The following is a 25112-nucleotide window of genomic DNA, read 5'->3' on the forward strand; positions in this document are numbered from 1 at the left end:
GCCACTTTCTGGCGATGAGTGTAAAGATGGAATGCATGACAGTTGTGGATTCTGGACAGGCGAACTCTGGTATCGACCTCAGCTACACGGACGCGGGCACTCGCGCGCAGGACGATCTGTTCGTTCACGTCAACGGCAAATGGCTGGACGAGTACGCCATTCCTGCGGACCGGGCCGTCGACGGCGCGTTTCGGACGCTGTACGACAAGGCGGAAGAGGACGTACGCACGATCATCCAGGAGAGCGCGGCGTCGCACCCCCCGGTCGGAACCGACGCACAGAAGATCGGTGACCTCTACTCGAGTTTCCTCGATGCCGACGCCGTCGAGGAAGCCGGCCTGACGCCCATCGCCGACGAGCTCGCTGCCGTCGCCGATGCGGGTGACCTGGTCACCCTCGCCGAGGTACTCGGTTCGTTGCAGCGCACCGGGATCGGCGGCGCCATCGGCCACTACGTCGACACCGACGCCAAGGATTCCTCCCGATACCTCGTGCATTTCTCGCAGTCCGGCATCGGTCTGCCCGACGAGTCGTACTACCGCGAGGAGGGGTACGCCGACATCCGCGACGCCTACGTCGCGCACATCGAGAAGATGTTCTCGATCGCCGGGCTCTCCTACGACGCCCGGAAGGTCGTCGACCTCGAGAAGAAGCTCGCCGCGGGCCACTGGGACGTCGTCGCGCGTCGTGACGCGGAGAAGAGCTACAACCTGGTCGACTTCGACACTCTCGTGAAGAACGAACCCGGATTCAACTGGACCGCATGGATTTCCGGACTCGGCGGTACCACGGAGCAGTTCGCCGAGATCGTCGTGCGGCAGCCTCCGTTCCTGTCCACGTTCACCGGACTGTGGGTGTCCGAGGACATCGAGGACTGGAAAGCGTGGCTCGCCTGGCGCATCGTGCACGGCCGTGCGCCGTACCTGACTGCCGCGCTGGTCGACGAGAACTTCGCGTTCTACGGAAAGAAGCTGAGCGGCACCGAGGAGAACCGGGAGCGCTGGAAGCGCGGTGTCTCGCTGGTGCAGGACCTGCTCGGCGAGTCCGTCGGCAAGCTCTACGTCGAGCGTCACTTCCCCGCGGATGCCAAGGCGCGCATGGAGGTTCTCGTCGCGAATCTGCGTGAGGCCTACCGTCGCAACATCACCGATCTCGAGTGGATGAGCCCGGAGACCAGGCAGAAGGCACTGGACAAGCTCGAGAAGTTCACCCCGAAGATCGGGTACCCGGATCGCTGGCGCGACTACTCCGCCGTGGAGATCGACGCGAGCGACCTGGTGGGCAACTACCGACGCGGATACGTCGCCGAATACCAACGTGATCTGGACAAGCTCGGCGGCGAGGTGGATCGCGACGAGTGGTTCATGACGCCGCAGACCGTGAACGCGTACTATAACCCCGGCCTCAACGAAATCGTCTTTCCCGCAGCGATTCTCCAGCCCCCGTTCTTCGACTCCGGTGCCGACGACGCCGCGAACTACGGTGGAATCGGAGCCGTCATCGGCCACGAGATCGGCCACGGTTTCGACGACCAGGGCGCCAAGTACGACGGCGACGGCAACCTCGTGGACTGGTGGACCGATTCGGACAGAACCGAATTCGGCAAGCGCACCACCGCACTGATCGACCAGTACAACCAGTTCGAACCGAAAGCGCTCCCCGGCCACAAGGTCAACGGCGAGTTCACGATCGGTGAGAACATCGGCGACCTCGGTGGCCTGTCCATCGCTGTCGCCGCGTACAAGATCGCGCTGGACGGCAAGGACGCTCCGGTGCTCGACGGGCTGACCGGTCTGCAGCGAGTGTTCTTCGGCTGGTCGCAGGTATGGCGAACGAAGGCACGCGACGAGGAGGCGATTCGCAGGCTTGCGGTCGATCCGCACTCGCCGCCCGAGTTCCGCTGCAACGGCGTAGTGCGCAATCTGGACAGTTTTCACGAAGCGTTCGATGTGAAGCCGGGCGATGCGTTGTACTTGGATCCACAGGAGCGGGTCAGGATCTGGTAACCACGTGAGTGGAAATGTAGTGCCTTCGGGTCGCTCCGCAGGCTCCGCTCCTGCCCCCTGGCCTACATTTCCACTCACAACGGAGGGGGACGACGTGAAGAACAGAATCAGGTGGATCGCAGCACACGGTCTCGTGCGGTACGGGGCCAAGAAGGCCGCCAAGGCCGGTGACCTGCAGGCCAAGCTGGTCGTCGATCCGGAGACCCGCGCGAATCCGCGGCAAGTGTTCGAGAAGATTCGCGCCACCGGTCCCCTCGTCAAGACGCGAATCTCCAACATCACGGTCACCCACCGCGTGGTCCACGATCTGCTGCGCTCGGACGATCTCCGAGTCACCGAGATCGGCGCCAGCCTGCCGAGTCCGCTTCGGTGGATCGAGAAGCGAACCAGGTCCAAGGCTCTTCATCCGCTGAAACCGCCCTCCCTGCTGTCGGTCGAACCGCCCGAGCACACCCGGTACCGAAAGCTCGTGACCTCGGTGTTCACCCCTCGTGCGGTCGCCCGTATGCGAGAGATGGTGCAGGAGAAGGCCGACAGTCTGCTCAGCGAGCTCGCCGCGGCAGGTCCACAGGTGGACATCGTGCACGAGTACTGCGCGCAGCTGCCCGTCGCCGTCATCAGCACCATCCTCGGAGTCCCCGACAAGGACCGGCAACGGGTGCTCGAATTCGGGGAGATGGCCGCCCCGAGCCTGGACATCGGGCTGTCCTGGGAGCAGTTCAACCGCGTCGAGGACGGCCTGGCGCAGTTCGACGCCTGGCTTGCCGGCCACCTCGCGGAACTGCGCCGCAACCCCGGCGACGACCTGATGAGCCAGCTGATCAGGGCCGAGGAGGACGGCGTCGGACTCGACGACGAAGAACTGCGGGCAACGGCAGGCCTCGTACTCGCGGCGGGCTTCGAAACGACCGTGAACCTACTCGGCAGCGGGATCCGGCTCCTGCTCGACAACCCGAACCAACTCGAAATTCTGCGCAACGACCCGTCGCACTGGCCGACGGCCGTGGACGAGATGCTTCGCCTCGAATCACCCGTTCAGCTGACCGCACGGATGGCAAAGCACGACGTAACGATCGAAGGAGTGCCGGTCTCGGAAGGCGCGCTGGTGATTCTCGTCCTCGCCGGCGCGAACCGAGACCCCGATGTCTTCGACGACCCGTACCGCTTCGACGTCACCCGAGCCAACGCAGGTAAGCATCTGTCGTTCTCCGGCGGCAGGCACTACTGCCTCGGCGCGTCCTTGGCGAAGGCGGAAACCGAAGTCGGCCTGAAGACCCTCTTCGACAAATTCCCTCACCTGCGGCTCGCAGGTGAGGGAGTTCGCCGCGACACCCGAGTCCTGCACGGCTGGGCGTCGCTGCCGGTGGATCTGGGGCAGCCCGCTACAGCCGATCACCCGTCGTAGCGGAGAAGAAGAACACCTCGTCGAGCTTCGGGACGAGCAGAACGGTCTCGGCCAACCCGACGGACAACCGGCGGTCGACGCGTACCGACACCCGGCCGGACTGCGTGCTCCAGTCCGAACCGAGCGGTGGAGCGCCGTACAGGAACGACTCGGCGCCCAGCTCCTCGATCAGTTCGACCGCCACCGCAACAGCTCCAACACCCTTCCCGACGAGATCCCACGACTCCGGCCGGATTCCGACCGTCACGCGGGGATCCTGCGTGGGAGCGGGGATGCGCACGTCGCCGACCACGGCGGCGCCGTCGACGACCGGGGCGTCGATCAGGTTCATCCCGGGCGAGCCGATGAACGACGCGACGAACGTGTTGACGGGGTTGTCGTACAGCTCCCGCGGCGACGCGATCTGCTGCAACTTGCCTGCCTGCAGCACCGCGACTCGGTCACCCATCGTCATGGCCTCGACCTGATCGTGCGTCACGTACACCGTCGTGGTGCCGAGCCGCTTCTGCAATCCGGCGATCTGCGCCCGGGTACTGACGCGCAGTTTGGCGTCGAGGTTGGACAGCGGCTCGTCCATGCAGAACACCTTGGGCTGCCGGACGATCGCACGGCCCATCGCCACCCGCTGACGCTGACCACCCGACAGCTTGCCGGGTTTACGGTTCAGCAGGGGCTCGAGTTCCAGCATCCTCGCCGCATCGAGCACACGAGCAGCTGTGTCCGCCTTGCTCATTCCCGCGTTGCGAAGCGCGAAACCCATGTTGTCCCCGACGGTCATGTTGGGGTACAGCGCGTAGTTCTGGAACACCATCGCCACGTCCCGCTCACGAGGAGCGAGCGACGTGACGTCGACGCCGCCGATGTCGATGTGGCCGCTCTCGACCGACTCCAGACCGGCCAGCATCCGCAGGCTCGTCGATTTGCCGCACCCCGACGGGCCGACGAGAACGATGAATTCACCGTCGGCGATATCGAGTTCGAGCGAGTCGACGGCCAGCGTGTCCGCCCCCGGGTAGCGGTGCGATACGCCCGCGTAGTGAACCCCTGCCATTACGACGGGAGGTTCGGGGTGATCTGGCGGTCGATGATCTGCTGCAGCTGATCCTGAACACCGGCGAACGTCGTTGCGACATCGGCATTCTGCAGTGCGATCTGCTCGAGGCCCGTACCGATGATCTTGTCACCACCGGGAACGAAGACACGTGCGTAGTCCTGCGACCGCGTCCGAGCGAGCTGGTCGACGGCCGTCTTGGCGTTCGGGTTGGCGGCGAGGAACTCGATCTCGCTCGGATCCTCCTGCGCGGACTTACGGACCGGCATGTACCCGGTGTTCTGCGAGAAGTACGACGTACTCGCTGCATTGGTGAAGAAGTCGATGAACTTCAGCGCATTGACCTTGCGCTCCTCCGAGATCTTCGACGGGATGGCGAGGCCGGCTCCACCCGTCGGGCAGCCCGGTTGTCCGTCGGCTGCAGGCAGGAATGCCGTGCCGAAGTCGAACGCCGCGTTCTGGGTGATGCCGGACAGGTCGCCGGTGGACGCGATCGTCGACGCGATGATTCCCGCACCGAAGTCGTTGGCGATGTCGTTGGAGACGGCCGCGTACTTCTTGGTGTGGATCATGTCCTTGAGGAACTGGCCGGCGGCAAGGGTGTTGGGGTCGTCGAACTTCAGGGTGAAGCCGTCGGAGTACGCACCGCCGAACGTCCAGATGGGGCCCTCGAATGTCCACCCCAGGTAGTCCACCGCATTGCCCCAGCCGTGGGCCAGCTTGCCACCCCCGACGACGGCTTGGATGCGCGGGCCCCACTCGTCGAATTCCTGCCAGCTGGCCGGTCCGCGATCCGGAAGTCCCGCCTGCGCCCAGACGTCCTTGTTGTAGTAGAACAGCGGGGTCGAGCGTGCGTACGGCAGCGCCCAGTGGTTGCCGTTCCAGTTGTAGTCCGCAAGAAGAGAATCGACGTAGTCGCTGGAATCCACACCCGCGGCGGAGAAGTGTTGATCGAGCGGCTCGATAGCGCCGGTGAGCGCGAAGTTGAACCACCACACGTCGGAGAGGACCACCACGTCGGGGACGTCGTTGCCGGACAGCGAGGCGTTGAACTTCTGCGCCACTTCCTCGTAGTTCTTGCCACCATCGATGAGATTGACCGTCAGACCGGGGTTCTCGGCCTGGAAGCGGGAGATGAGCTCGCGCTCGAACTCCTGCGACTTGCCGGGGTGGCTGGACCAGAAGTTGATGGTGTTCGCGTCGCCCGATCCTTCGGATCCGGACGAGCTGGTTCCCGGGCTGCTGCACGCAGCCAGGGCGGCGGCAGCGGCCGCTGCACCGGTGAGCGTGAGGAATCCGCGGCGATTGATGTTGGCCATGTGTTTCTTTCTCCTGACGAGGTAGAGCGAATCAACCTTTGACCGCACCGGAGGTGAGGCCTTTGATCATGTGGCGTTGCAGGGCAAGGAAAACGACGAGAATCGGAAGGATGGTCAGGATGGTCGCCGCCATCACTGCGCCCCAGTTGGTGTATCCCTCACTGTTCTGCAGCAGCGTCAGGCCCACCGGTAGCGGTGCGACGGACGAATCGTCGGACATCAGGAACGGCCAGAGGTACTCGTTCCACTCGTTCACGATCGTGATGATCGCGAACGCCACCATGGTCGGTCCGGAAAGTGGGAGCACCACCCGGAACAGCAGCCGGAAAGGGCCTGCTCCGTCCATTCGTGCCGCTTCGATGATCTCGGCGGGCAGCGACAGAAAGTGATTGCGCATCAGGAAGGTCCCGAAGGCGACGCCGGCAAGCGGGATAATGATGCCCTGGAACGTGTTTCGCCATCCCAACTCGGAGATCAGCGAGTAGTTGGAGATGACGGTGATCTGATTGGGCACCATGAGGGCGGCGATGATCACCAGGAACACGATGTTCTTGCCGGGGAAGCGCAGGAACACCAAGCCGTATGCACTGAGAACGCCGAGAACGAACTTGATCGATGCCACGATACTGGTGATGATCACCGAGTTGCGCAGGTACGTGAAGAACGGAACCTCCGTCGTCGCCTCGGTGTAGTTCTCCGGCCGGAAGGAACCCGGCCACCAGGTGACGGGTTGGACGTAGATGTCGCCGCGTTCCTTGAACGAGGTGACGAGGATCCAGAACAGCGGCAGCCCGATCATCAACAGCACGAGAACCATTGCAATGTAACCGAACACCGTCGACAGGCTGCGCTGACGCTGTGGATCCTTCGGTGCGCTACGAGGCGCCTGGGAGGTGTCGGGTTTCGATGTCACGGTCATCGCTGATCGTCTCGATCCATGATGCGAACCTGCACGAGCGTGACGATCAGGAGGATCACGAACATGATCGTCGCGACCGTCGCACCGTAACCCGCTCGGAAGTTGCGGAAAGTCTCCTCGTACACCTGGAAGACCATCGTCGTGGTGCCGTTGCCGAGCGGCCCACCTCGGGTCATGACGTTGATGATGTCGAAGACCTGCAGCGAGTTCAGGAGCACGGTGATGGACAGGAAGAACGTCGTCGGACGCAGTTGCGGCAGCAGAACTTTGCGAAACGTCGTCCACTTCGACGCGCGGTCGATCTCGGCGGCCTCCATCAACTCCTTGCGTGTCCCCTGCAGCGCGGCGAGGTAGATGACGAAGGTGTAGCCGAGGTTCTTCCACAGGTAGGTCACCGTGATCATGAACAGTGCCCACGTGGGGTCCTGATAGAAGTCCGGTGACGAGAATCCGATGCGCTGCAGCAGATCCTGCACCAGGCCGAAGTTGGGGTCGAACACGAACTGGAAGGCGATACCGATCGCCGCGCCGGAGATCACGAACGGCGCGAACACGGCAGACCGAACGAAATTGCGGCCCCGTAGCTTTCGGTCCAGAAGTATGGCCAGCACCAGGCCGAGTACCAGTGAACCGACGACGGCGGCAATGGTGAAGATGACGGTGTTGGACACGATGGTCCACGTGTCGTCCCGCGAGAACCATTCTCGATAGTTCGCGAATCCGATGAACGTCGACGTAGGCGAGGACAGATTCCAGTCGTAGAAGCTGAACTGGAAATTCTCGACGAGCGGCCGGTAGGTGAACACCACCAGCAGGGCCAGGTTGGGCCCCAGCAGAATCAGGAAGAGTGCGTAATCACTCCACGGTCTGCCGAAGAACGATTTCCGGCGTGCTGTGGGCAGCACTCGTTCCGTTGTAGTACTCACTGCGGGGACTGTGCTCACCTACCGAGAACGGTTGGTGAACGAATCCCTAACTCAGTCGGTCGTCGAAAAGAAAACAACCCACTGTGGGGGGCTAACGGTTCCAGTCCCCCAGGCCGTCGGAGCCGCTGAGGGTGCCGCCTGCCGTGCCGGTGACGACGACGGGGTCACCCTTCTGCGAGTTCTCGAAGAACCACTTGCCGTCCTCGGTGCTGACGTTGAGGCAGCCGTGGCTGACGTTCTCGTAGCCCTGGGAATCCACCGACCATGGTGCTGCGTGGACGAAGATGCCGCTGTACGAAATACGTGTGGCGTACTCGACGTAGGTGCGGTATCCCTCGGGGGAATCCACCGGCACTCCGTAGGTCGAGGAGTCCATGTACATCTCGCGGACACGTTCGCCGACGATGTAGGTGCCGTTCGGTGTCTCGTGACCGGGCTTGCCGAACGAGGTGGGCATGGTCCTGACGACCTCACCGTTGCGGGTGACGGTGATGGTCTTGGTGGCGTCGTCGGCTGTGGTGATCACCGAGTCGCCGGTGGAGAAGTCCGCGCGTGAACCGCCGGCCTCGACGGTCACCTGGGTGTGCGCCGGGTAGAACTCGTTGGGCAACCACCGCACCTGGGTGTCGTTGATCCAGTAGAAGTGGCCGTCGACGGATGGGCTCGTGGTGACCCGAATGGCGGCCTCGGCGGCGCCGCGGTCCGCAATGGCCTCGTTGAACCGAATGGCGATGGGCTGCGCGACTCCGACGACCTCGCCGTTGGGCGTGATCGACGGATCGGAGAAGTTGGCGGGCGCGAGGCGCTGGATCTGCGGTTCAGGAACAACAGGAAGAACCTGATCGGATGATCCGACGCCGGGGATTTCGGGGCCGCCGGGCCACAACGGCGCTGCGGTGGCGGGCGATACCAGGGTGGCCGCACCGACGGCCGCGATCACCGCTGTCAGAGAGATGCGTGTGACAGTTCGACGAAATGCCATGAGTATTCCGATCCATCCTTCTGTGCTGTGCAGGCTTCTGCTGGGCGCCCGTGCTGTGCCGGCGCGCGACGTCCTCGCCGCAATTAACACACACCCGTACCACCGAGTGCCAATCGTCGCGGTGACTGCACGGTCATTCTGCAGGCTGACCGAGGAGTCCCGCTTTCTTCGCCGCCGACCGTACTTGAAATGCAGATACGACGAACAGGACGCCGAACAGTACCGCGAATACGCCGATCAACCACACGATGCTCAGAATGCCGCTGACCGGGGAGAACACCAGTACGAGGCCGAACAGGAGCTCGACGATGCCGGCGAACAGAAGCATTCCCCAGTGAGATGCGCCCGGCGATGTGCCTGCGACCTTTCGCAGGCGGATGGATCCGGCTATTTCGAGAATTCCACCCATGATCGCCCAGATACCGATGACGAAAACAGCTGCGAGTGCGGTGATGCCCGGCCAGACGAACGCCACGATTCCGGCGACGAGCGAGACGACGCCGCCGAGCAGCCACCACACCCATCCGGATTCGACGCGGCGCGACTGGACGGCTCGGATGATCGCGGAGATGCCGTCGACGATCGCGTAGGCACCGAAGACGACGACGAGTGCCCAGACGGTGACGCCGGGCCACACGAGGGCCACGATGCCGAAGATCACGGCGACGATGCCCCTGAGCAGCACCGCCCACCACAGGTCCTTGCCGATCCTCAGCAACGCATCGGCTCCGTCGCGTTCAGAGAATTCGTAGCGTCCCGAAGGCTCGGTGGTCACGTCGGTTCTCCCTCGTTCATCGCGGTACATAACGGTTGTCGACGCCTCACGGCATCGAGGTCCAGGTGGTGGACCCGTCGGAAACACAGATCTGGCCGGTGCTGAGGTTGACGGCGAATCCGGCGCCCGCCTGGCAGCTGACGCCTTCGGCAACTGTTCCGACGAACGTCTGTCCCCTCGTCAGCGACAACGCAAACGCGAGAGCGCCTGGATCGGGAGAGACGATCGACACGGAGTCCCCGCCGATCGACACGGCGCCGACGGTGCCCGCCGTCGTTTCCGCGGCGGCCACCCCACCGGACCGGGCGACGGACAGCGCGGATCCGCCCGCGTCGGCGCGGGCGAAGGACACTGCGTCGAGTGCGTGTGCGAGAGCGCGGGAGAACTCGTCGACGGTCGATCCGCACGCAGCGGTGCCGTCCACGACGACGGTGTCGACGCCGGGTCGCGCTGTGCACGACAACTCGGCGGCCGACGCGTGCGACGGCGACACGAGAGCCACCGCTGCTCCAGCGAGTACGCAGCCCGTGAGCAGCGCTGTCGATCGGTATCGCCCGTATCCGCCGAACCCTGCCACCGGAGCACCTTTCTGTGAGCGTGATCGGAGATCGTATGTTTGGATTGTGCCACTACGGGGGACCATCTAGCGGGTCTATCCGACCCGTCAGTTCTCCGTCGAGCCACCGGCGGCTCACACAATGCCGCCTCCGACGCCTGTACGAATCGTTGCCCCTGGTCACCGCGGCCCGGGGCCTGTTCTCTCGTATGGGGACGGAACGGCTTCCGCGGATGGGGGTCGAAGTGTTCGACAAGCAAGCGCCGATCGAGCGCGCTGTGGTGGTTGTGCCGGTTCACAACGAGGAAGCACTTCTGGACTCGTGCCTGTCTGCGCTGGTCAGGTCGTGTGAGCAGGTCGACATCGACGTCGACCTCGTCGTGGTTCTCGATTCCTGCACCGACACGTCCGCCGATATCGCCGCGACGTGGGCCGACAAGGTCGACGCGACCGTCCTCACCGTCGCGCGACGCAACGTCGGAGCAGCCCGCGCAGCCGGTTTCCTGTCGGCCACCGGACCAGCAGGCCGAGCACAGGACAACACCTGGTTCGCGACGACCGATGCCGACAGCACCGTCGGACTGGAGTGGATCTCCTCGCACCTCGCTCACGCAGCGCAGGGTGCGCATGCCGTGGCGGGGACCGTCGTCACCGAGCTGGATTCGCCCGCGTTGACTCTGGTGTACGACGCCGGCTACCGCCACACGTCCGGCCATCGCCACGTGCACGGCACCAATCTCGGACTGCGCGCAGATTTGTACTGGACCGTCGGCGGATTCGGCGCACTGACCACCGGCGAGGACGTCGACCTGATGGCTCGCGTCGAACGCGCGGGCGTACCGGTTCTGTACTCGTGCGATTCGCCCGTGCTGACGTCGTCGAGGCGCTCCGGCCGGGCACCCGACGGGTTTGCCGCTCACCTGCAGGATCTCGAATTGGCCATCGCCCGATGACGGTCGACGTTAGCTCGCTCGTCGAGCGTCTCAAGCGATTCGTCGCCGATGAGGCACCTGGAATGCCGCTCCCCGGTTCGGGTTTCACCGACACTCGCTGGTTGACGCTCGCCGGGCTCGGCCGCGAGGACACGGTCCTAGGGCGTCTGGCCGAGGGCCACGCCGACGCAGTGGCCATTCTCGCCGAACTGGGCGGCCCGGCTCCGAGCCGCGGGCAGATCTGGGGTGTCTGGGCGGCGGAACCACCGTCGCCGGTGCTCGAGGCGGCGCAGGGCAAGAACGGGTGGAAGCTCACCGGCGTCAAACCGTGGTGCTCGGGCGCTCATATCGTCACGAATGCCCTCGTCACCGCCCGCGTCGGAGATCGATCGCGGTTGTTCGCCGTCGACATGACCCAGGACTGGTGCTCGCCGATTCCCAACACGTGGCACGCCGTCGGGATGTCTCGAAGCGATTCCGGGACAGTGCGTTTCGACGGTGCGCACGCCGTTCCCGTCGGCGAAGTCGGATCGTACGTCGAACGCCCGGGCTTCTGGCACGGTGGGCTCGGCGTGGCAGCGGTGTGGTTCGGCAGTGCCTGCGCTGTCGCCGACACGTTGCACGCGGCAGCGCAGTCGAGCTCCGATCCGCACACCATGGCTCATCTCGGCGCCGTGGCGGCATCGCTCGGTGCCGCGTCGGCCGCGTTGACCACCGCCGCTGCGGAGATCGACGCCGATCCGACCGACTCCGAGGCCCGCGGCAGCACCAGGGCACGGACCGTCCGCGCGATCGTCGAGAGCGCCGCTACCGACACCATCGACCGCGTGGGCCGCGCGCTGGGCGCCGCCCCGCTGTGCGCGAACGGTGAGCATGCACGCCGCGTCGCCGATCTGACCGTTTTTCTACGCCAGAGCCATGCCGAGCGCGATCTCGCAGCGCTGGGCCAGGAGATCGCGAAGGAAGAGTCGCCATGGTAGCCGCCGCCGAACACACCGACACGCAGGAAACCAGAACGTTCGACACCGTCGACCCGGGCACACCGCTCGAGGTGTGGCAGCAGTGGACACCGTCGTTCCCGCCACTCGATCTCGGTCGATGCCGCGAGATGATCGTCGTCGCGCCCCATCCCGACGACGAAGTGCTCGGTGTCGGTGGCCTGATGTCGCTCGCCGCCGCGTCGGGCATCCGGGTGTCCGTCGTGGCCGTCACCGACGGCGGCGCGTCGCATCCCGGGTCTCCGACGATGTCCGAGGCGCAACTGATCGACGAGCGGCCGCGTGAAGCGAGGCGCGCTCTGACCGAACTCGGTCTCGACGTCGACCCGATCCGGCTCGGCTTTCCCGACGGCGACGTCGCCGCGCACGAGGACGAGCTCGCGCGGGCGCTCACCGAGCTGTTGTCCGGTGGACAGGGCACCTGGTGCCTGACGCCGTGGCGCGGCGATCGTCATCCCGATCACGAGGCGACGGCGCGGGCATGCCTGACGGCGTCGAGACGCGTCGGGATCGCGGTGCTCGAGTACCCGGTGTGGATGTGGCACTGGGCGTGGCCGGATCATCCCGAGGTTCCCTGGGGTCGCGCGCTGGGGATCACTCTGGACGATCGCACTGCCCAGGCGAAAAAAGCCGCGGCACACCGGTTCACGTCTCAGATCCAGGATCTGTCGGACGATCCCGCCGACCGGGCGGTACTTCCGCCGCACATTCTGGCGCGTTTGCTTCGATCCGAGGAGGTGGTGTTCGCATGACGGACGGCACTCTGCAGAAGGACTATTTCGACGACGTCTACGACGGCAACGTCGATCCGTTCCGGCTGGGCGACAACTGGTACGAGGAGCGTAAATACGCTCTGACGTTGGCTGCGCTGACCGAACCGCGATATCGCCGCGCGCTCGAACCGGGCTGTTCCGTCGGAATACTGACCGAGAAGCTGTCCAGCCGCTGCGACGACCTGACGTCCACCGACATCGTCGCCTCGGCGCTGGAGACCACCAGGGCTCGTCTCGACGCGCGCACCGGCGAGTCCAGCGGCCGGGTGCAGCTGCGCGAATGGTCGCTCACGGACTCGTGGGACGAGTTCGACGAGATCGGCCCGTTCGATCTGATCGTGCTCAGCGAGGTCGGGTACTACCTCGGCCCTGCTGACCTACGCGCTGCCCTGGGCCAGGCGGTGGCGCATCTCGAGCCGGGAGGCACGCTCCTCGCGGTGCACTGGCGACACCTCGTCGCAGACTATCCACAGACCGGTGACCAGGTGCACGACGCCATCGGAGCCACCGACGGACTGGTCCGTATGGGCGGTTACGTCGACGAAGATGTGATACTCGAAGTGTTCGCTGCGGAGTCGTCCGCACGGAGCGAGTCGGCGGAGCCGACCGGAAGACCGGAATCGGTCGCACGACGTGAGGGTTTGATATGAGTGGGACTGAGATGAGCGACAGAATGACCAGCGGTGAGACCGCGACGCGCACCTATCGCGGCGGCGCACTCGAGGATCTGCTCGGACCGGACAGTCTGCACACCGACTTCGCCCCCATCGTCGACCTGATGACCCGTGAGGTGATCGGTTACGAAGCCATCGTCATGGGACCCGAGGATTCGGCGTTCCGCGAGCCTGCGGCCCTCGCGTCCGCGGCGCGGGCGATGGACATGACCGTCGACCTCGACCTCGTTCGCTGGGCCGGCGCCGTCGAGGGTGCCGCACGCCTCGATTCGCTTCAGGGTCTGCCGCTGTTCATCGCCATCGACCCGGACACACTGCCGTACCTCCCCGACCGCGGAGACGTCGACGCAGGTTCCGCCGTCCTGCAGCTGGACGAGACCTCACTGATTCGTCGACCCGCGCAGTTGCTGCGCGCGGTGGCCGATGTCCGCAAGCTCGGATGGGCAATCGCCGTCGATCATGTCGGTGTGAAGCCGGAATCGCTGGCACTGCTGCCGCTCCTCGAACCCGACGTGGTCAAACTCGATCGCAGCTTGATCACCCAGCGTCCGAGCCGGTTCACCGCCCGAGTCGTCAACGCCGTCGCCGCGTACACCGAACGCACGGGCGCGATCGTCATGGCGGAAGGAATCGACACCGAGGACGCCGTCGGGACCGCCATCGCGCTGGGCGCACGCGTCGGGCAGGGCCGGTTCTTCACCGAGCAGAACCCCGTTCCGGTGGAGCCGTCGAAGCGACTGTCACCGTTGGATTTCCGCACGTCACCCGAGCGCGGCTCGCTTCCACGTTCCTCGCCGTACCAACTGGCCGCGGCGGGACGCGATTCCAAGCCGTCGACCAAGCGTCTTCTGGTGGAGGTCAGCAAGGGGCTGGAGTCCATTGCCGGCCAGAGCCTGCAGACCGCCGTCATCCTCGGCTCGTTCGAGAGCCGGGAACATTTCACGCCGCTGACCGCGCGTCGCTGGGAGGTCATGGCGACGAGGGCAGCCCTCGTCGGCGCACTCGCCGCGGGCATCGATCCCGAGCCCGCGCCGCGCGTGCGCGGAGCAGACCTCGACCCCGACGACCCGGTACGGCTCGAATGGGTGGTGGTGGTGCTGTCGCCGCACTTCTCGGCGGTACTGGCGGCCAAGGACATGGGAGATACCGGACCGGACATGAACCGGCGATTCTCCTACGTCCTGAGCCACGACCCGCAGCTGACGGTCGACTGCGCGCGAAGTCTGCTGCTGCGGCTTCCGGTGGAACGTACCGGGCTCTGACCGATACCGATCAGCCTTCGGCCTTCTTTTTCGCTCCTGGCTCCACGGCCCTCTTCCTGGTCGTTCCTGCAGGCTCCACTCCTGCGTAGCTCTCGGCGTCGGCGACGACCTTGCCTGCCAGTTCGGCCAGACGCGTGTTGGTCTCCTGCGAGAGCCTGGAGAGCAGCGCGAACGCCTCCTGAGCACCCAACTTGTAGCGCTCCATCAGCATGCCCTTGGCCTGGCCGATGATGTCGCGTGAGGTCAGCGCGGCACGAATCTGCTGTTCCTCCTTGGCGCTGGAGAACGCGATGGCAGCGTGCGCGGCGAACAGCGAGCCGATCGACTCGGCGTCCTCCCCGAACGCGTCGTGACGGGTGGAGTGCAGGTTGAGCGCACCGAAGTTGTAGCCCTCGACGTACAGCTGGAAGCAGATCATGCTGCGCACTCCCAGCGCCGACGCGGCGGCAGCGAACCGTGGCCAGCGTCGGTCGGAATCCATGTCGTCGATCCGGATGGTCCGCTGCTCGACGGCCGACTCCAGGCACGGCCCTTCACCGATCTGCTGCTGAATTGCGTCGCACTGACCGGCGAGGTCACCGGTCAGTGCGGCGCTGTGGACGAATTTGCCGCGGAGCACCGTCGTGATGCTCGCTGCTTCGGCGGCCGGGACGTTCATGACGGCCGATTCGGTGATGGCCGCCAGTGTCCGGTCGGGGTCTCCGTGCTCGCGGCGAAGTTCCCTGGCCACCGCCGCCAGGCGCTGACTCAGATCGAAGTCGGCTCCGGTCGTCGTGGTGACGTCCGCGCCGAGAACCTGCTCACTGATGAGAACCACCTCCGCCGAGATTTTACGACTCAGAGTTCGCTGGGCGCGATGAGCTGGTGCACGTATCGCATTTTGTCCAGCACTGTGGGCGGCAACACGAACGGGTACAGATCCTGGTGGCCCATCGAGCGGTTGATCTGGTTGAGCGCCCAGGACAGCGGTAGCCACCACTCCACGATCTGGTCGAAACCGACGTCGCCCGGTAGTGGGCTGTCCAGCGTCGATCCGGCCGGGGCCATACCGAAGGCTGCCGCGGTGTCGAGCGTGTCACGAATGTGCAGGTAGTGGGCGAACGTCTCGGCCCAGTCCTCCGCCGGGTGCATCGTCGCGTAGGACGAGACGTAATCGTCCTCCCAGTTCTCCGGCGCACCCTCGTTGTAGTGCCGGTCCAGGGCGGCCTGATAGTCGGTGTCCGGGTCGCCGAACAGTTCCTCGAACCGCGGTCGGTGTTCGCCCGTTCCGACGAGGACCATCTGGAAGTAATGGCCGATCTCGTGCCGGAAGTGTCCGACGAGAGTGCGGTACGGCTCGGACATCGACACTCGGAGCTGTTCGCGGTGGACGTCGTCGCCCTCGGCCAGGTCGAGCGTCACCAGTCCGTTGGCGTGGCCGGTCATCACCTGCGTGTTGGCGCTCGACAGCAGGTCGAAGGCGAGACCGGTCTCCGGGTCCTTGTCACGCCCGTCGATCGGGAGACCCAGCTCGGTGAGCTCGAGGATGACCCGACGCTTGTTCGTCTCCGCGTCGGCGTAGGCGACCATCGCGTCGACGTCGTCGTCCGCGGGGCGCGTCCTGGTGAGTCGGCACGAGAAGCAGAGTTCCTCGCCGGTCGAGGTGTCGACGAGCCAGTTGCACCTGGCCGTGCTCAGGTTGGCGCACACCTTCCAGGTGACATCGACATCGCTGCCGGGTGTGGTGATGTCGATCTCGGCGGCGCCGTCACCGTCCGTGTCCGGGAGCGGCAGCAGGGCGCGGGTGGGAAGGTGGAATCCCAGCGCACTGTGGCAGCTGAGGCACAGCGAATTCTCGAACGAGAGTTTCTGACCGCATTTGCGGCAGATCAAAGCACGCATGATCCCGACTTTCATTGCTCAGGTGCCTTGGTCGACTTCAGGCCCACCAATGCTCGACTGCGAATATGACGGTATCCCGTCGGTTTCGGTACGTCGGAGATAACAGAGTAGTCACGATACGGTCACGAGGTGCCGTAACGGTGGAAGCTTTCCTACCGTCGGCGCGTTGCGTGGTGTGCGCAGCGACCGAACACACGCTGCGGAGAGTCAGGTCCACCAGCTGGACCACCGATCGAGGGGATTTCTTCAACCGATGAGCACGCTTGCAATCCCCGGACCCCGCGCCTGATGGCCGACATGACACCGACCGTCTCACCCGTGCGACGGTTGGCCCAGCGCATCACCGACTCCCTCGGCCCGGGACACGGTGCCGCAACTCGCGGTGCAGGCGGTAGTGAGACCCTTGCCGCCGGTTTCCTTCTCGGGGCGACCCTACTCGCACTCCTGTGGGCCAACTCGCCCTTCGGCGACACCTATCAGAGCTTCTGGCACACCGAACTCTCGATCACCGTGGGTGGCCACGGCATCTCGCTCGACCTCGCGCACTGGGTCAACGACGGCTTGATGGCGTTGTTCTTCTTCGTCGTCGGCCTGGAGGTCAAACGCGAATTCGCGATGGGCGAGCTCACCGATCGCTCACGCGCGAGCATCCCGATCGTCGCGGCGCTCGCGGGTCTCGCCATCCCCGCTGTTCTGTTCCTGATCCTCAATCCATCCGGTGAGGCCGCAGGCGCCTGGGGCGTCGTCATCTCCACCGACACCGCGTTCGTTCTCGGCGCACTGGCCGTCATCGGACCGAAGAAGGCCGCCCGCCTACGCATCTTCCTGCTGACGCTCGCCGTCGCCGACGACGTCGGCGCGCTGGCCATCATCGCGTTCTTCTACACCGACAAGGTCGAGATCGTTCCGTTGATTCTGGCGTTCGTCGGTCTGGCCGCGATCGCGCTGCTCCGACGCATGCAGGTGTGGCGCGGGATCGGTTATCTGGTCGTCGCACTGGCCACCTGGGTGGCCTTCCACGAGTCGGGCGTGCACGCCACTCTCGCCGGCGTCATGATCGCACTCATCCTGCCGGTCTACCCGCCGAGGCGCAGCGAAGTGGAACGCGCAGCCGACCTCACCCGAGCGTTCCGCCAGTCACCCAATCCCGAGTACGCCCGCGCCGCGAGGCTGGGCCTGGACCAGGCCGTGTCCGTCAACGAGCGTCTGATGCGGTTGTATCAGCCCTACACCGCGTTCCTGATCGTGCCGATCTTCGCGCTCGCCAATGCGGGCGTCGTCCTCAGCGGCGAGACCCTGCGTGCCGCCGCCACGTCGCCGTTGACGTGGGGCATCGTCGTCGGACTCGTCGTCGGCAAGCTCATCGGAATCACCGGTGCAGCAGCCGTTTTCGCCAGGATGAAACCGTCGGCGCTGGCGCCCGGTCTGACGATCTCGCACATCGCGGGCGGTGCTGCACTGTCCGGAATCGGATTCACGATCTCGCTGTTCATCGTCGACCTCGCCCTCGACGACGAATTCCTCGCCGACCAGGCGCGCGTCGGCGTGCTGGCCGCGTCCGTGGTGGCGGCGCTGCTCGGCTGGCTGCTGTTCCGTATCGACGCGCGCATCCATCCGCCCAAGCAGGAGGTGTCGCATCGGATCCTGCGACCGGTGAACGCCAAGCGCGATCACATCCGTGGTCCCGTCGATGCACCCTTGACCATCGTCGAGTACGGCGATTTCGAATGCCCGTTCTGCAGCAAGGCAACCGGAAGCATCAAGGAGGTCCGAGCCCACTTCGGTGACGACGTCCGATACATCTTCCGGCACTTGCCCCTCGACGATTACCACCCGCACGCGCGCTACGCAGCCCACGCCAGCGAAGCCGCGTCGGCGCAGGGGAAGTTCTGGGAGATGGCGGACGTCCTGTTCGCGAACAGCGACGCACTCACCCCCGACGACATCGACGACTATGCCGAGGATCTCGGTCTCGACATGGACCGGTTCTCCGAGGACCTACGTACCGGCGATTACGTGGTTCGGGTGGAGGACGACGAGCTCGACGCCGCGTCGAGCGACGTCGAGGGCACGCCGACGTTCTATCTCGGCCGCGGGGACACCGACTTGATCCGGCACACCGGGCCCTACGATGCCGCCTCGCTCATCCGGGAACTGACGCAGCTCCGCACCTCCTCGACGTGACGCGGCTCCACTCACAGACGGTTGCCGTCGTCGTCCCAGTGCTCGGCGACTTTTTTCGACGGTTGAACGCGAGGAGGTTCGCCGGGCATCTTGGGGTAGTCGGGCGGGAAGTTGAGTTCGCCGCCCGGCAGGGTGTCCCAGAGTTCCAGCAGCGGGTCCAGCGAGTAGGCCTGCTCGTCCATGTCCGCCCACGGATCGCCGTCGGACAGGTAGTCGGGGATCGTCACCAGGTTGTACTCGCGAGGGTCGGAGATCCCGGCCAGGTGCGCCCACGTCATCGGCGTGCTCACGGGCGCACCGGTCTTCGCCCGTAGGCTCCACGCGCTCGCGATGGTCCGATCCCGGTTGTTCTGGTTGAAGTCCAGGAAGATCCGTTCCCCGCGCTCTTCCTTCCACCAGTTGGTCGTGACCCCGTCGTCGCGGCGCTCCAGCTCACGTCCCAGCCCGATGGCGGCGTGCCGCACCTGCTCGAACGTGTACGACGGCGTGATCCTGACGTAGATGTGGATGCCGCGGTTGCCGCTGGTCTTGGGGTATCCCTTCAGCCCCAACTCCTCCAGCAGTTCACGGGTCACCTCGGCCACGCGCTGCGCGTCGGCGAACGTCGTCCCGGGCTGCGGGTCGAGATCGAGCCGCAACTCGTCGGGATGGTCGACGTCCGGGCGTCGCACCGGCCAGGGATGGAACGTCAACGTGCCCATCTGCGCGGCCCACACTGCGGACGCCGGTTCACCGGGGCACAGTTCCTCCGCGGTCCGGCGGCTGGGGAAGGCGATCTTCACGGTCTCGATCCAGTCGGGAGCGCCCTTGGGCAGCCGCTTCTGATAGAAGCCGTCGCCCTCCTTGTCCTGCGGGCCGAGGGCGAGACGCATCCCGTCGCGGAAACCGTCGGGCCACCGTTCCATCGCGGTCGGTCGAGTGCCGATCGCTCTCAACAGTGGTTCACCGACGGCGGCGAAGTACTCGCACACCTGCAGTTTCGTGATCTCCGGCGTGATGTCCGTTGCCTCGTAGATCACGCGGTCGGGGCTCGAGACTCGTACCTCGCGGTCACCTGCCTGCACGAACGCGGGCGGTGTCTTCGCTGCCATCTTATTTGCCCCCGGCGATCACGTCGGCCACGTCGTAGCTGACGGGCACTTCCAGCTGTTCGTAGGTGCAGGACTTCGGATCCCGGTCCGGTCGCCACCGTAGGAAGCGTGCGGCGTGCCGCAGACGGTCGCCTTCCATCTGGTCGTAGGCGACCTCGATGACCCGCTCGATGCGCAGCGGCACCCAACTGCGGTCCTTGTTCGACGTCCACCGGTTGGCTTCGGCCGATTTCGGTTCTTCCCCGGTGCGCAACGGCTGCAGTTCTTCGAGGATTTCGACGCGCCGCTTGTCGGTGAACGCCGACGCGCCGCCGATCATCCGAAGCTCGCCGTTGTCGTACAGGCCGAGCAGCAACGATCCGATTCCGTTGCCGGATTTGTGCACTCGGTATCCGATCAACGCGCAGTCGGCCGTTCTGGCGTGTTTGATCTTGATCATCTCGCGCTTGTTCGGCAGGTACAGCCCGTCCAGTTTCTTGGCAACGACTCCATCCAGCCCAGCGCCTTCGAAACGCTCGAACCAATCCTGCGCGGTCGCCGCGTCGTCCGTCGTGCTGGTGACCTGGCAGCGATCACCGCCTGCCATCACCTCGAGCAGCTTTGCCCGACGGACGGAGAACGGCTCACCCGTCAGGTCGGTCGAACCGATCGCCAGAAGATCGAACGCGACGAACATCGACGGTGTCTTCTCCGCGAGCATGCGCACTCGCGAATCGGCGGGGTGGATGCGCTCGGACAACGCGTCCCAGTCCAGCCTCGTACGCCCGTCCCGCTCCCGCGGCACGACGATCTCACCGTCGACGACGATCTTGTCCGGCAGTTCCGCCAGGACGGCCGAGACCAGCTCGGGGAAGTAGCGGGCGAGGTCCTTGCCGCCACGCGACCCGAGGATCACCTCGTCGCCGTCGCGGAAGACGATGGCACGGAAGCCGTCCCACTTGGGCTCGTACGACCATGCGGGCTCTTCGCCCTCCGGCTGTGCGGGGACGGTCTTGGCGGCTTTGGCCAGCATCGGTTGCAGCGGCCACGCGATCGGGAGGTCCACGAGAGCAATACTGCCCTAGTGGAACCGCCGAGGAGTACCTTCTTTCGCTGCAGGTAATCGTGAATGTCCGCCTCAGCGTTCACTCGAGCCACACCTGGTCTCACGAAATCGGGACGGACGGGATATTTTTGATCCGATTCTTGTCGTGCTCGGGTCCTCACCTTCATAGAACTAAGGAACGGTCAATGCTCTCCCTCAGTGAGAAGTTTCGCGGCGCAGCGATTGCTGTGCTGGCATGTAGCGCTGTCGTGCTCGCAGGCTGTAGCAGCACCGTCACTCCGCGGGCGATCCCGGCCGCCGACGAACTCGTCACCTCGACCACCCAGACCAGCTCGTCTGCGCCCACGACGGGCGAAGCGCCGGCGCAGGAAGGTGAGGACATGGGCGGTGACGTCGACATCGACGTCGAGATCGGTGAATGCGTCGACCTCGGGGGAACTGTCGACGACGCCACCATCGACAATGCCGCGTGCGGAAGCGCCGACTCGAACTACAAGGTGATCGGCAAGGCTCCCACAAACGCCGAGTGCATCTCCGACGCAGACCAGTACTACTACGAGACGTACGCGGACATCGAGCAGGGCGCACTGTGCCTGGACATCGACTGGGTCATCGGCGGCTGCATGGACATTCCGATGGACGACGATCCCGAGCGTATCGACTGCGGATCGCCCGGGTTCGATTCCGTCCGCGTCGTGGAGATCCTCAGTGGAACCACCGACGTCGACTCCTGCGATCTCCAGGCGACGAGCGGTTTCCGTTATCCGGAACGCAACTTCGTCGTCTGCGTCGAAGATCTGTAGATCGGTGCAAGACTTCCGTCATGACGGTGCTTTCATGACGGTGCTTCCATGACGGGGTCCGATTCGGTCCGATTGAAGACTCCGAGGGGACGCTGGATCGTCGCCGCGACGGTTCTGGGGTCCTCGCTGGCGATGCTCGACGCGACCGTCGTGAACGTGGCGCTGCCCGACATCGGCCGGGATCTCGGATCCGGCGTCTCGGGACTGCAGTGGACCGTCAGCGCCTACACCCTGACGTTGGCGTCGTTCATCCTGCTCGGCGGTGCGCTCGGCGATCGCCTCGGCAGACGGACGGTCTTCGTCTGGGGCACGATCTGGTTCGCCGTCGCCTCGGTCCTGTGCGGTCTGGCGCCGAACATCGAGGTACTCGTCGCCGCGCGATTGCTGCAGGGCGTCGGCGCGGCGTTGCTGACGCCGGGAAGCCTCGCGTTGATCTCTGCGTCCATTCATCCCGACGACCGGGGCGCCGCCATCGGCGTGTGGTCCGGTCTCGGCGGTGTCGCGTCCGCCGTCGGGCCTCTGCTGGGCGGGTGGTTGGTCGACGTGGCCGGGTGGCGATCGGTCTTCCTGCTGAACATTCCGCTGGCTGTCGCCGTCGTCCTGGTGGCCGTCAAGCACGTGCCCGAGAGCCGCGACCCTCACGCGGAGGGGAAACTCGATCTCCCCGGTGCAGGTGTCGTCGCCCTCGCGCTCGGCCTGCTCACCTACGGCTTCATCGACGCATCGTGGTGGGTCGTGGCGGCGGGCGTACTCGCGGTCGGAGCGTTCGTCGTCGTCGAGTTGCGGACATCCAATCCGCTGATTCCGCCGTCGTTGTTCGCGTCCCGTGTCTTCCTGGCGGCCAACCTGGTGACGTTCGCCGTGTACGCGGCGCTCGGCGGAGTGTTCTTCCTGCTGATCCTGCAACTTCAGTTGGCACTCGACTATTCGCCGATCGCCGCAGGTGTGGCGACTCTGCCGATCACCGCTCTGATGCTCGTGCTCTCCGCGCGGGCCGGACGGGTGGCGCAGCGCATCGGGCCCCGTGTGCCGATGACTGTCGGGCCGTTGGTCGCCGCCGCCGGACTGCTGCTGATGCTCCGTATCTCGCCGGCCGCGGCGGGAGTTAGGCCGGCATCGACATACCTCGTCGACGTGCTTCCTGCCGTCGTCGTCTTCGGCCTCGGCTTGTCTATCCTGGTCGCGCCGCTCACCGGCGCCGTCCTGGGAGCCGTGTCCACCGACCGCGCAGGAACAGCATCCGGTGTCAACAATGCCGTCGCCAGAACCAGCCAGCTCCTGGCCGTGGCCGCTCTACCTGGCCTCGTGGGAATCGCGGGCGCCGACTACGACCGGCCCCAGACCTTCTCCGACGGCTTCCACACGGCCATGATCGTCTGCGCCGGCCTGCTCGTCGTGGGTTCCCTCATCGCCGCAGTCATGGTCAGGAGTCCTTCTCGCAAGAACCCCACCTACAGCTGCGACCCGTCGTCCCCGGCGCTGAGCCCGAGGGAGCAGATATAGGAGGGCAGGAGTGGAGCCTGCGGAACGACCCGTTGGAGGCAGGAGTAGAGCCTGCGGAAGGACCCGGGTCAGGGGGGGGGGAGGGGCCTGCGGAAGGACCCGGGTCAGGGCAGGAGTGGAGCCTGCGGAACGACCCGGGTCAGGGCAGGAGTGGAGCCTGCGGAACGACCCGTTGGAGGCAGGAGTGGAGCCTGCGGAACGACCCGGATTAGGCTGACCGTTACGGATACAGCCCATATCCGAGATCAGGTCAGGAGAGCTATGTCGACCGAGAACGATTCGCCGGACGTCAAACCGCGGAGTCGCGACGTGACCGATGGTTTGGAGAAGACCGCTGCGCGAGGAATGTTGCGTGCTGTGGGGATGGGTGACGAGGACTGGGGGAAGTCCCAGATCGGCGTCGCGTCGTCGTGGAACGAGATCACTCCGTGCAACTTGTCCTTGGAGCGCCTCGCGAAGGCGGTCAAGGAGGGGGTCCATACCGCGGGCGGGTATCCGCTCGAGTTCGGCACCATCTCCGTCTCCGACGGTATCTCGATGGGCCACGAGGGAATGCATTTCTCGTTGGTCTCGCGTGAGGTCATTGCCGACAGTGTGGAGACGGTGGTCAGCGCGGAGCGCCTCGACGGCTCGGTGCTTCTGGCCGGGTGTGACAAGTCGCTGCCCGGAATGTTGATGGCCGCAGCGCGATTGAATCTCGCGAGTGTGTTCCTGTACGCCGGTTCTACGCTTCCCGGTTTCGCGACGCTGTCCGACGGTAGTGAGCACCAGGTGACCATCATCGACGCGTTCGAGGCTGTCGGTGCGTGCTCTCGTGGCCTGATGTCGCGCGAGGATGTCGACACGATCGAACGCGCAATCTGTCCGGGCGAAGGCGCCTGCGGCGGCATGTACACGGCCAACACCATGGCCAGTGCCGCTGAGGCTTTGGGAATGTCGTTGCCCGGTAGCGCTTCTCCGCCTGCGCCCGATCGTCGACGCGACGGGTACGCTCGCGCCAGCGGCGAAGCCGTCGTCGAACTTCTCCGACGCGGTATCACTGCGCGAGACATCATGACGAAGAAGGCGTTCGAGAACGCGATCGCCGTCGTCATGGCCTTCGGTGGATCGACCAACGCCGTGCTCCATCTTCTCGCCATCGCCCACGAGGCCGAAGTGGAACTGACGCTCGACGACTTCCGGCGCATCGGCTCCAAGGTGCCGCACCTCGCGGACGTCAAGCCGTTCGGCAAGCACGTCATGACCGATGTCGACGCCATCGGCGGAGTTCCCGTCGTCATGAAGGCGTTGCTCGACGCCGGGCTCATGCACGGCGACTGCCTGACGGTCACCGGAAAGACCGTGGCCGAGAACCTCGCTCACATTGCGCCGCCGGACCCCGACGGCAAGGTCCTGCGTGCGCTGGAAGAGCCGATTCACCCGACCGGCGGCATCACCATCCTCGAAGGTTCGCTGGCCCCGGGCGGCGCCGTCGTCAAGTCGGCAGGTTTCGACTCGGACGTGTTCGTCGGCACTGCACGAGTTTTCGAGCGCGAACGCGCCGCGATGGATGCGTTGGAGGACGGCACGATCTCCGCGGGCGATGTCGTCGTCATCCGATACGAAGGCCCCAAGGGCGGACCGGGAATGCGAGAAATGCTCGCGATCACCGGTGCCATCAAGGGCGCGGGACTCGGTAAGGACGTCCTGTTGCTGACCGACGGCCGATTCTCCGGCGGTACAACGGGACTGTGCGTCGGACATGTCGCGCCGGAAGCCGTCGACGCCGGACCCATCGCCTTCGTTCGCGACGGTGACCGGATTCGCCTCGACGTCGGAAAGGGAACCCTCGACCTCCTCGTCGACGACGCTGAACTCGAATCCCGCAAGGAAGGTTGGGCACCTCTACCGCCCCGCTACACCCGCGGTGTCCTGGCCAAGTACGCCAAGCTCGTCGGTTCCGCATCCGACGGTGCGGTACTGATCTAGCGCGTGACCCCATCGCTCGAATCGTCCGTTCACACGAACAGACAGCGTGTGAGGCGTTT

At 65.3% G+C, this 25112-nt stretch carries 22 protein-coding genes; 11 read left to right on the plus strand and 11 right to left on the minus strand.

Features of this window, described 5'->3' with window-relative positions; translation table 11 throughout:
• The first annotated feature begins 26 nt into the window (after positions 1 to 26).
• Complete coding sequence (locus H292_RS0118815) at positions 27 to 2006, plus strand: M13 family metallopeptidase (protein WP_371828337.1); 1980 nt, start codon at positions 27 to 29, stop codon at positions 2004 to 2006.
• A gap of 94 nt (positions 2007 to 2100) precedes the next feature.
• A complete protein-coding gene (locus H292_RS0118820; protein ID WP_020112406.1) occupies positions 2101 to 3411 on the plus strand; it encodes a cytochrome P450 in 1311 nt (436 codons plus the stop codon).
• Here H292_RS0118820 and H292_RS0118825 read toward each other — a convergent pair.
• From H292_RS0118825 to H292_RS0118855, 7 genes are all read right to left on the minus strand, one after another.
• Entirely contained in the window at positions 3389 to 4462 is a 1074-nt protein-coding gene (locus H292_RS0118825) for an ABC transporter ATP-binding protein (protein ID WP_020112407.1), read from the minus strand. The genes H292_RS0118820 and H292_RS0118825 overlap by 23 nt on opposite strands.
• Positions 4462 to 5781 carry an ABC transporter substrate-binding protein gene (locus H292_RS0118830; protein ID WP_020112408.1) on the minus strand — a complete coding sequence of 440 codons (1320 nt, stop codon included), beginning with the start codon at positions 5779 to 5781 and terminating at the stop codon, positions 4462 to 4464. Before H292_RS0118830 ends, H292_RS0118825 begins: the two co-directional genes overlap by 1 nt.
• Positions 5782 to 5812: 31 nt before the next feature.
• Positions 5813 to 6700 carry a carbohydrate ABC transporter permease gene (locus H292_RS0118835; protein ID WP_020112409.1) on the minus strand — a complete coding sequence of 296 codons (888 nt, stop codon included), beginning with the start codon at positions 6698 to 6700 and terminating at the stop codon, positions 5813 to 5815.
• On the minus strand, positions 6697 to 7605 hold the full coding sequence (locus tag H292_RS0118840; protein ID WP_019666899.1) for a carbohydrate ABC transporter permease: 909 nt from the start codon (positions 7603 to 7605) through the stop codon (positions 6697 to 6699). Before H292_RS0118840 ends, H292_RS0118835 begins: the two co-directional genes overlap by 4 nt.
• Before the next feature lie 112 nt (positions 7606 to 7717).
• The gene (locus H292_RS0118845) at positions 7718 to 8608 is read right to left on the minus strand and encodes a L,D-transpeptidase (RefSeq protein WP_020112410.1); all 891 of its coding nucleotides are present in this window, start codon (positions 8606 to 8608) and stop codon (positions 7718 to 7720) included.
• Between the two features lie 133 nt (positions 8609 to 8741).
• Entirely contained in the window at positions 8742 to 9413 is a 672-nt protein-coding gene (locus tag H292_RS0118850; protein WP_019666901.1) for an HdeD family acid-resistance protein, read from the minus strand.
• A 16-nt stretch (positions 9414 to 9429) separates the two neighbouring features.
• Positions 9430 to 9960: a DUF6764 family protein gene (locus H292_RS0118855; protein ID WP_019666902.1), complete on the minus strand. Its 531-nt coding sequence runs from the start codon at positions 9958 to 9960 to the stop codon at positions 9430 to 9432.
• Positions 9961 to 10184: 224 nt separating this feature from the next.
• On the opposite strand from H292_RS0118855, the gene H292_RS0118860 reads away from it, so the two are divergent.
• Genes H292_RS0118860 through H292_RS0118880 form a run of 5 tightly spaced genes read left to right on the plus strand, consistent with a single transcriptional unit; the run spans position 10185 to position 14578 of the window.
• On the plus strand, positions 10185 to 10892 hold the full coding sequence (locus H292_RS0118860) for a glycosyltransferase (RefSeq protein ID WP_371828327.1): 708 nt from the start codon (positions 10185 to 10187) through the stop codon (positions 10890 to 10892).
• A complete protein-coding gene (locus tag H292_RS0118865; protein WP_020112411.1) occupies positions 10889 to 11851 on the plus strand; it encodes an acyl-CoA/acyl-ACP dehydrogenase in 963 nt (320 codons plus the stop codon). Before H292_RS0118860 ends, H292_RS0118865 begins: the two co-directional genes overlap by 4 nt.
• Positions 11845 to 12621, plus strand: a complete 777-nt coding sequence (locus H292_RS0118870; RefSeq protein ID WP_019666905.1) for a PIG-L deacetylase family protein — start codon at positions 11845 to 11847, stop codon at positions 12619 to 12621. The genes H292_RS0118865 and H292_RS0118870 overlap by 7 nt, the downstream gene beginning before the upstream one ends.
• Positions 12618 to 13292: an SAM-dependent methyltransferase gene (locus tag H292_RS0118875; RefSeq protein ID WP_020112412.1), complete on the plus strand. Its 675-nt coding sequence runs from the start codon at positions 12618 to 12620 to the stop codon at positions 13290 to 13292. The genes H292_RS0118870 and H292_RS0118875 overlap by 4 nt, the downstream gene beginning before the upstream one ends.
• An 11-nt stretch (positions 13293 to 13303) precedes the next feature.
• On the plus strand, positions 13304 to 14578 hold the full coding sequence (locus H292_RS0118880; protein ID WP_020112413.1) for an EAL domain-containing protein: 1275 nt from the start codon (positions 13304 to 13306) through the stop codon (positions 14576 to 14578).
• Between the two features lie 10 nt (positions 14579 to 14588).
• Here H292_RS0118880 and H292_RS27260 read toward each other — a convergent pair whose 3' ends face one another.
• Both H292_RS27260 and H292_RS0118890 read right to left on the minus strand, forming a co-directional pair.
• Positions 14589 to 15395 carry a GAF and ANTAR domain-containing protein gene (locus H292_RS27260; RefSeq protein WP_020112414.1) on the minus strand — a complete coding sequence of 269 codons (807 nt, stop codon included), beginning with the start codon at positions 15393 to 15395 and terminating at the stop codon, positions 14589 to 14591.
• A 20-nt stretch (positions 15396 to 15415) separates the two neighbouring features.
• Complete coding sequence (locus tag H292_RS0118890; protein WP_026348104.1) at positions 15416 to 16459, minus strand: zinc-binding metallopeptidase family protein; 1044 nt, start codon at positions 16457 to 16459, stop codon at positions 15416 to 15418.
• Positions 16460 to 16747: 288 nt separating this feature from the next.
• On the opposite strand from H292_RS0118890, the gene nhaA reads away from it, so the two are divergent.
• Positions 16748 to 18643: a Na+/H+ antiporter NhaA gene (gene nhaA / locus H292_RS0118895; RefSeq protein WP_020112415.1), complete on the plus strand. Its 1896-nt coding sequence runs from the start codon at positions 16748 to 16750 to the stop codon at positions 18641 to 18643.
• An 11-nt stretch (positions 18644 to 18654) separates the two neighbouring features.
• Here the strand turns inward: nhaA and H292_RS0118900 are convergent, their stop codons facing one another.
• Together H292_RS0118900 and H292_RS0118905 are read right to left on the minus strand one after the other, a co-directional pair.
• Entirely contained in the window at positions 18655 to 19734 is a 1080-nt protein-coding gene (locus tag H292_RS0118900) for a DNA polymerase domain-containing protein (protein ID WP_020112416.1), read from the minus strand.
• Between the two features lies 1 nt (position 19735).
• The gene (locus H292_RS0118905; RefSeq protein ID WP_020112417.1) at positions 19736 to 20779 is read right to left on the minus strand and encodes an ATP-dependent DNA ligase; all 1044 of its coding nucleotides are present in this window, start codon (positions 20777 to 20779) and stop codon (positions 19736 to 19738) included.
• 185 nt (positions 20780 to 20964) lie between these two features.
• Between H292_RS0118905 and lppU the strand changes: the two genes are divergently transcribed.
• From lppU to ilvD, 3 genes are all read left to right on the plus strand, one after another.
• The gene (gene lppU / locus H292_RS0118910) at positions 20965 to 21582 is read left to right on the plus strand and encodes an LppU family putative lipoprotein (protein ID WP_019666913.1); all 618 of its coding nucleotides are present in this window, start codon (positions 20965 to 20967) and stop codon (positions 21580 to 21582) included.
• Between the two features lie 48 nt (positions 21583 to 21630).
• Entirely contained in the window at positions 21631 to 23085 is a 1455-nt protein-coding gene (locus H292_RS0118915) for an MFS transporter (RefSeq protein ID WP_020112418.1), read from the plus strand.
• Positions 23086 to 23346: 261 nt separating this feature from the next.
• The gene (gene ilvD / locus H292_RS0118920; RefSeq protein ID WP_019666915.1) at positions 23347 to 25053 is read left to right on the plus strand and encodes a dihydroxy-acid dehydratase; all 1707 of its coding nucleotides are present in this window, start codon (positions 23347 to 23349) and stop codon (positions 25051 to 25053) included.
• The last annotated feature ends 59 nt before the right edge of the window (positions 25054 to 25112 follow it).

This window comes from Rhodococcus sp. 114MFTsu3.1, from assembly GCF_000383555.1.
Classification (GTDB): Bacteria; Actinomycetota; Actinomycetes; order Mycobacteriales; family Mycobacteriaceae; genus Rhodococcoides; species Rhodococcoides fascians_E.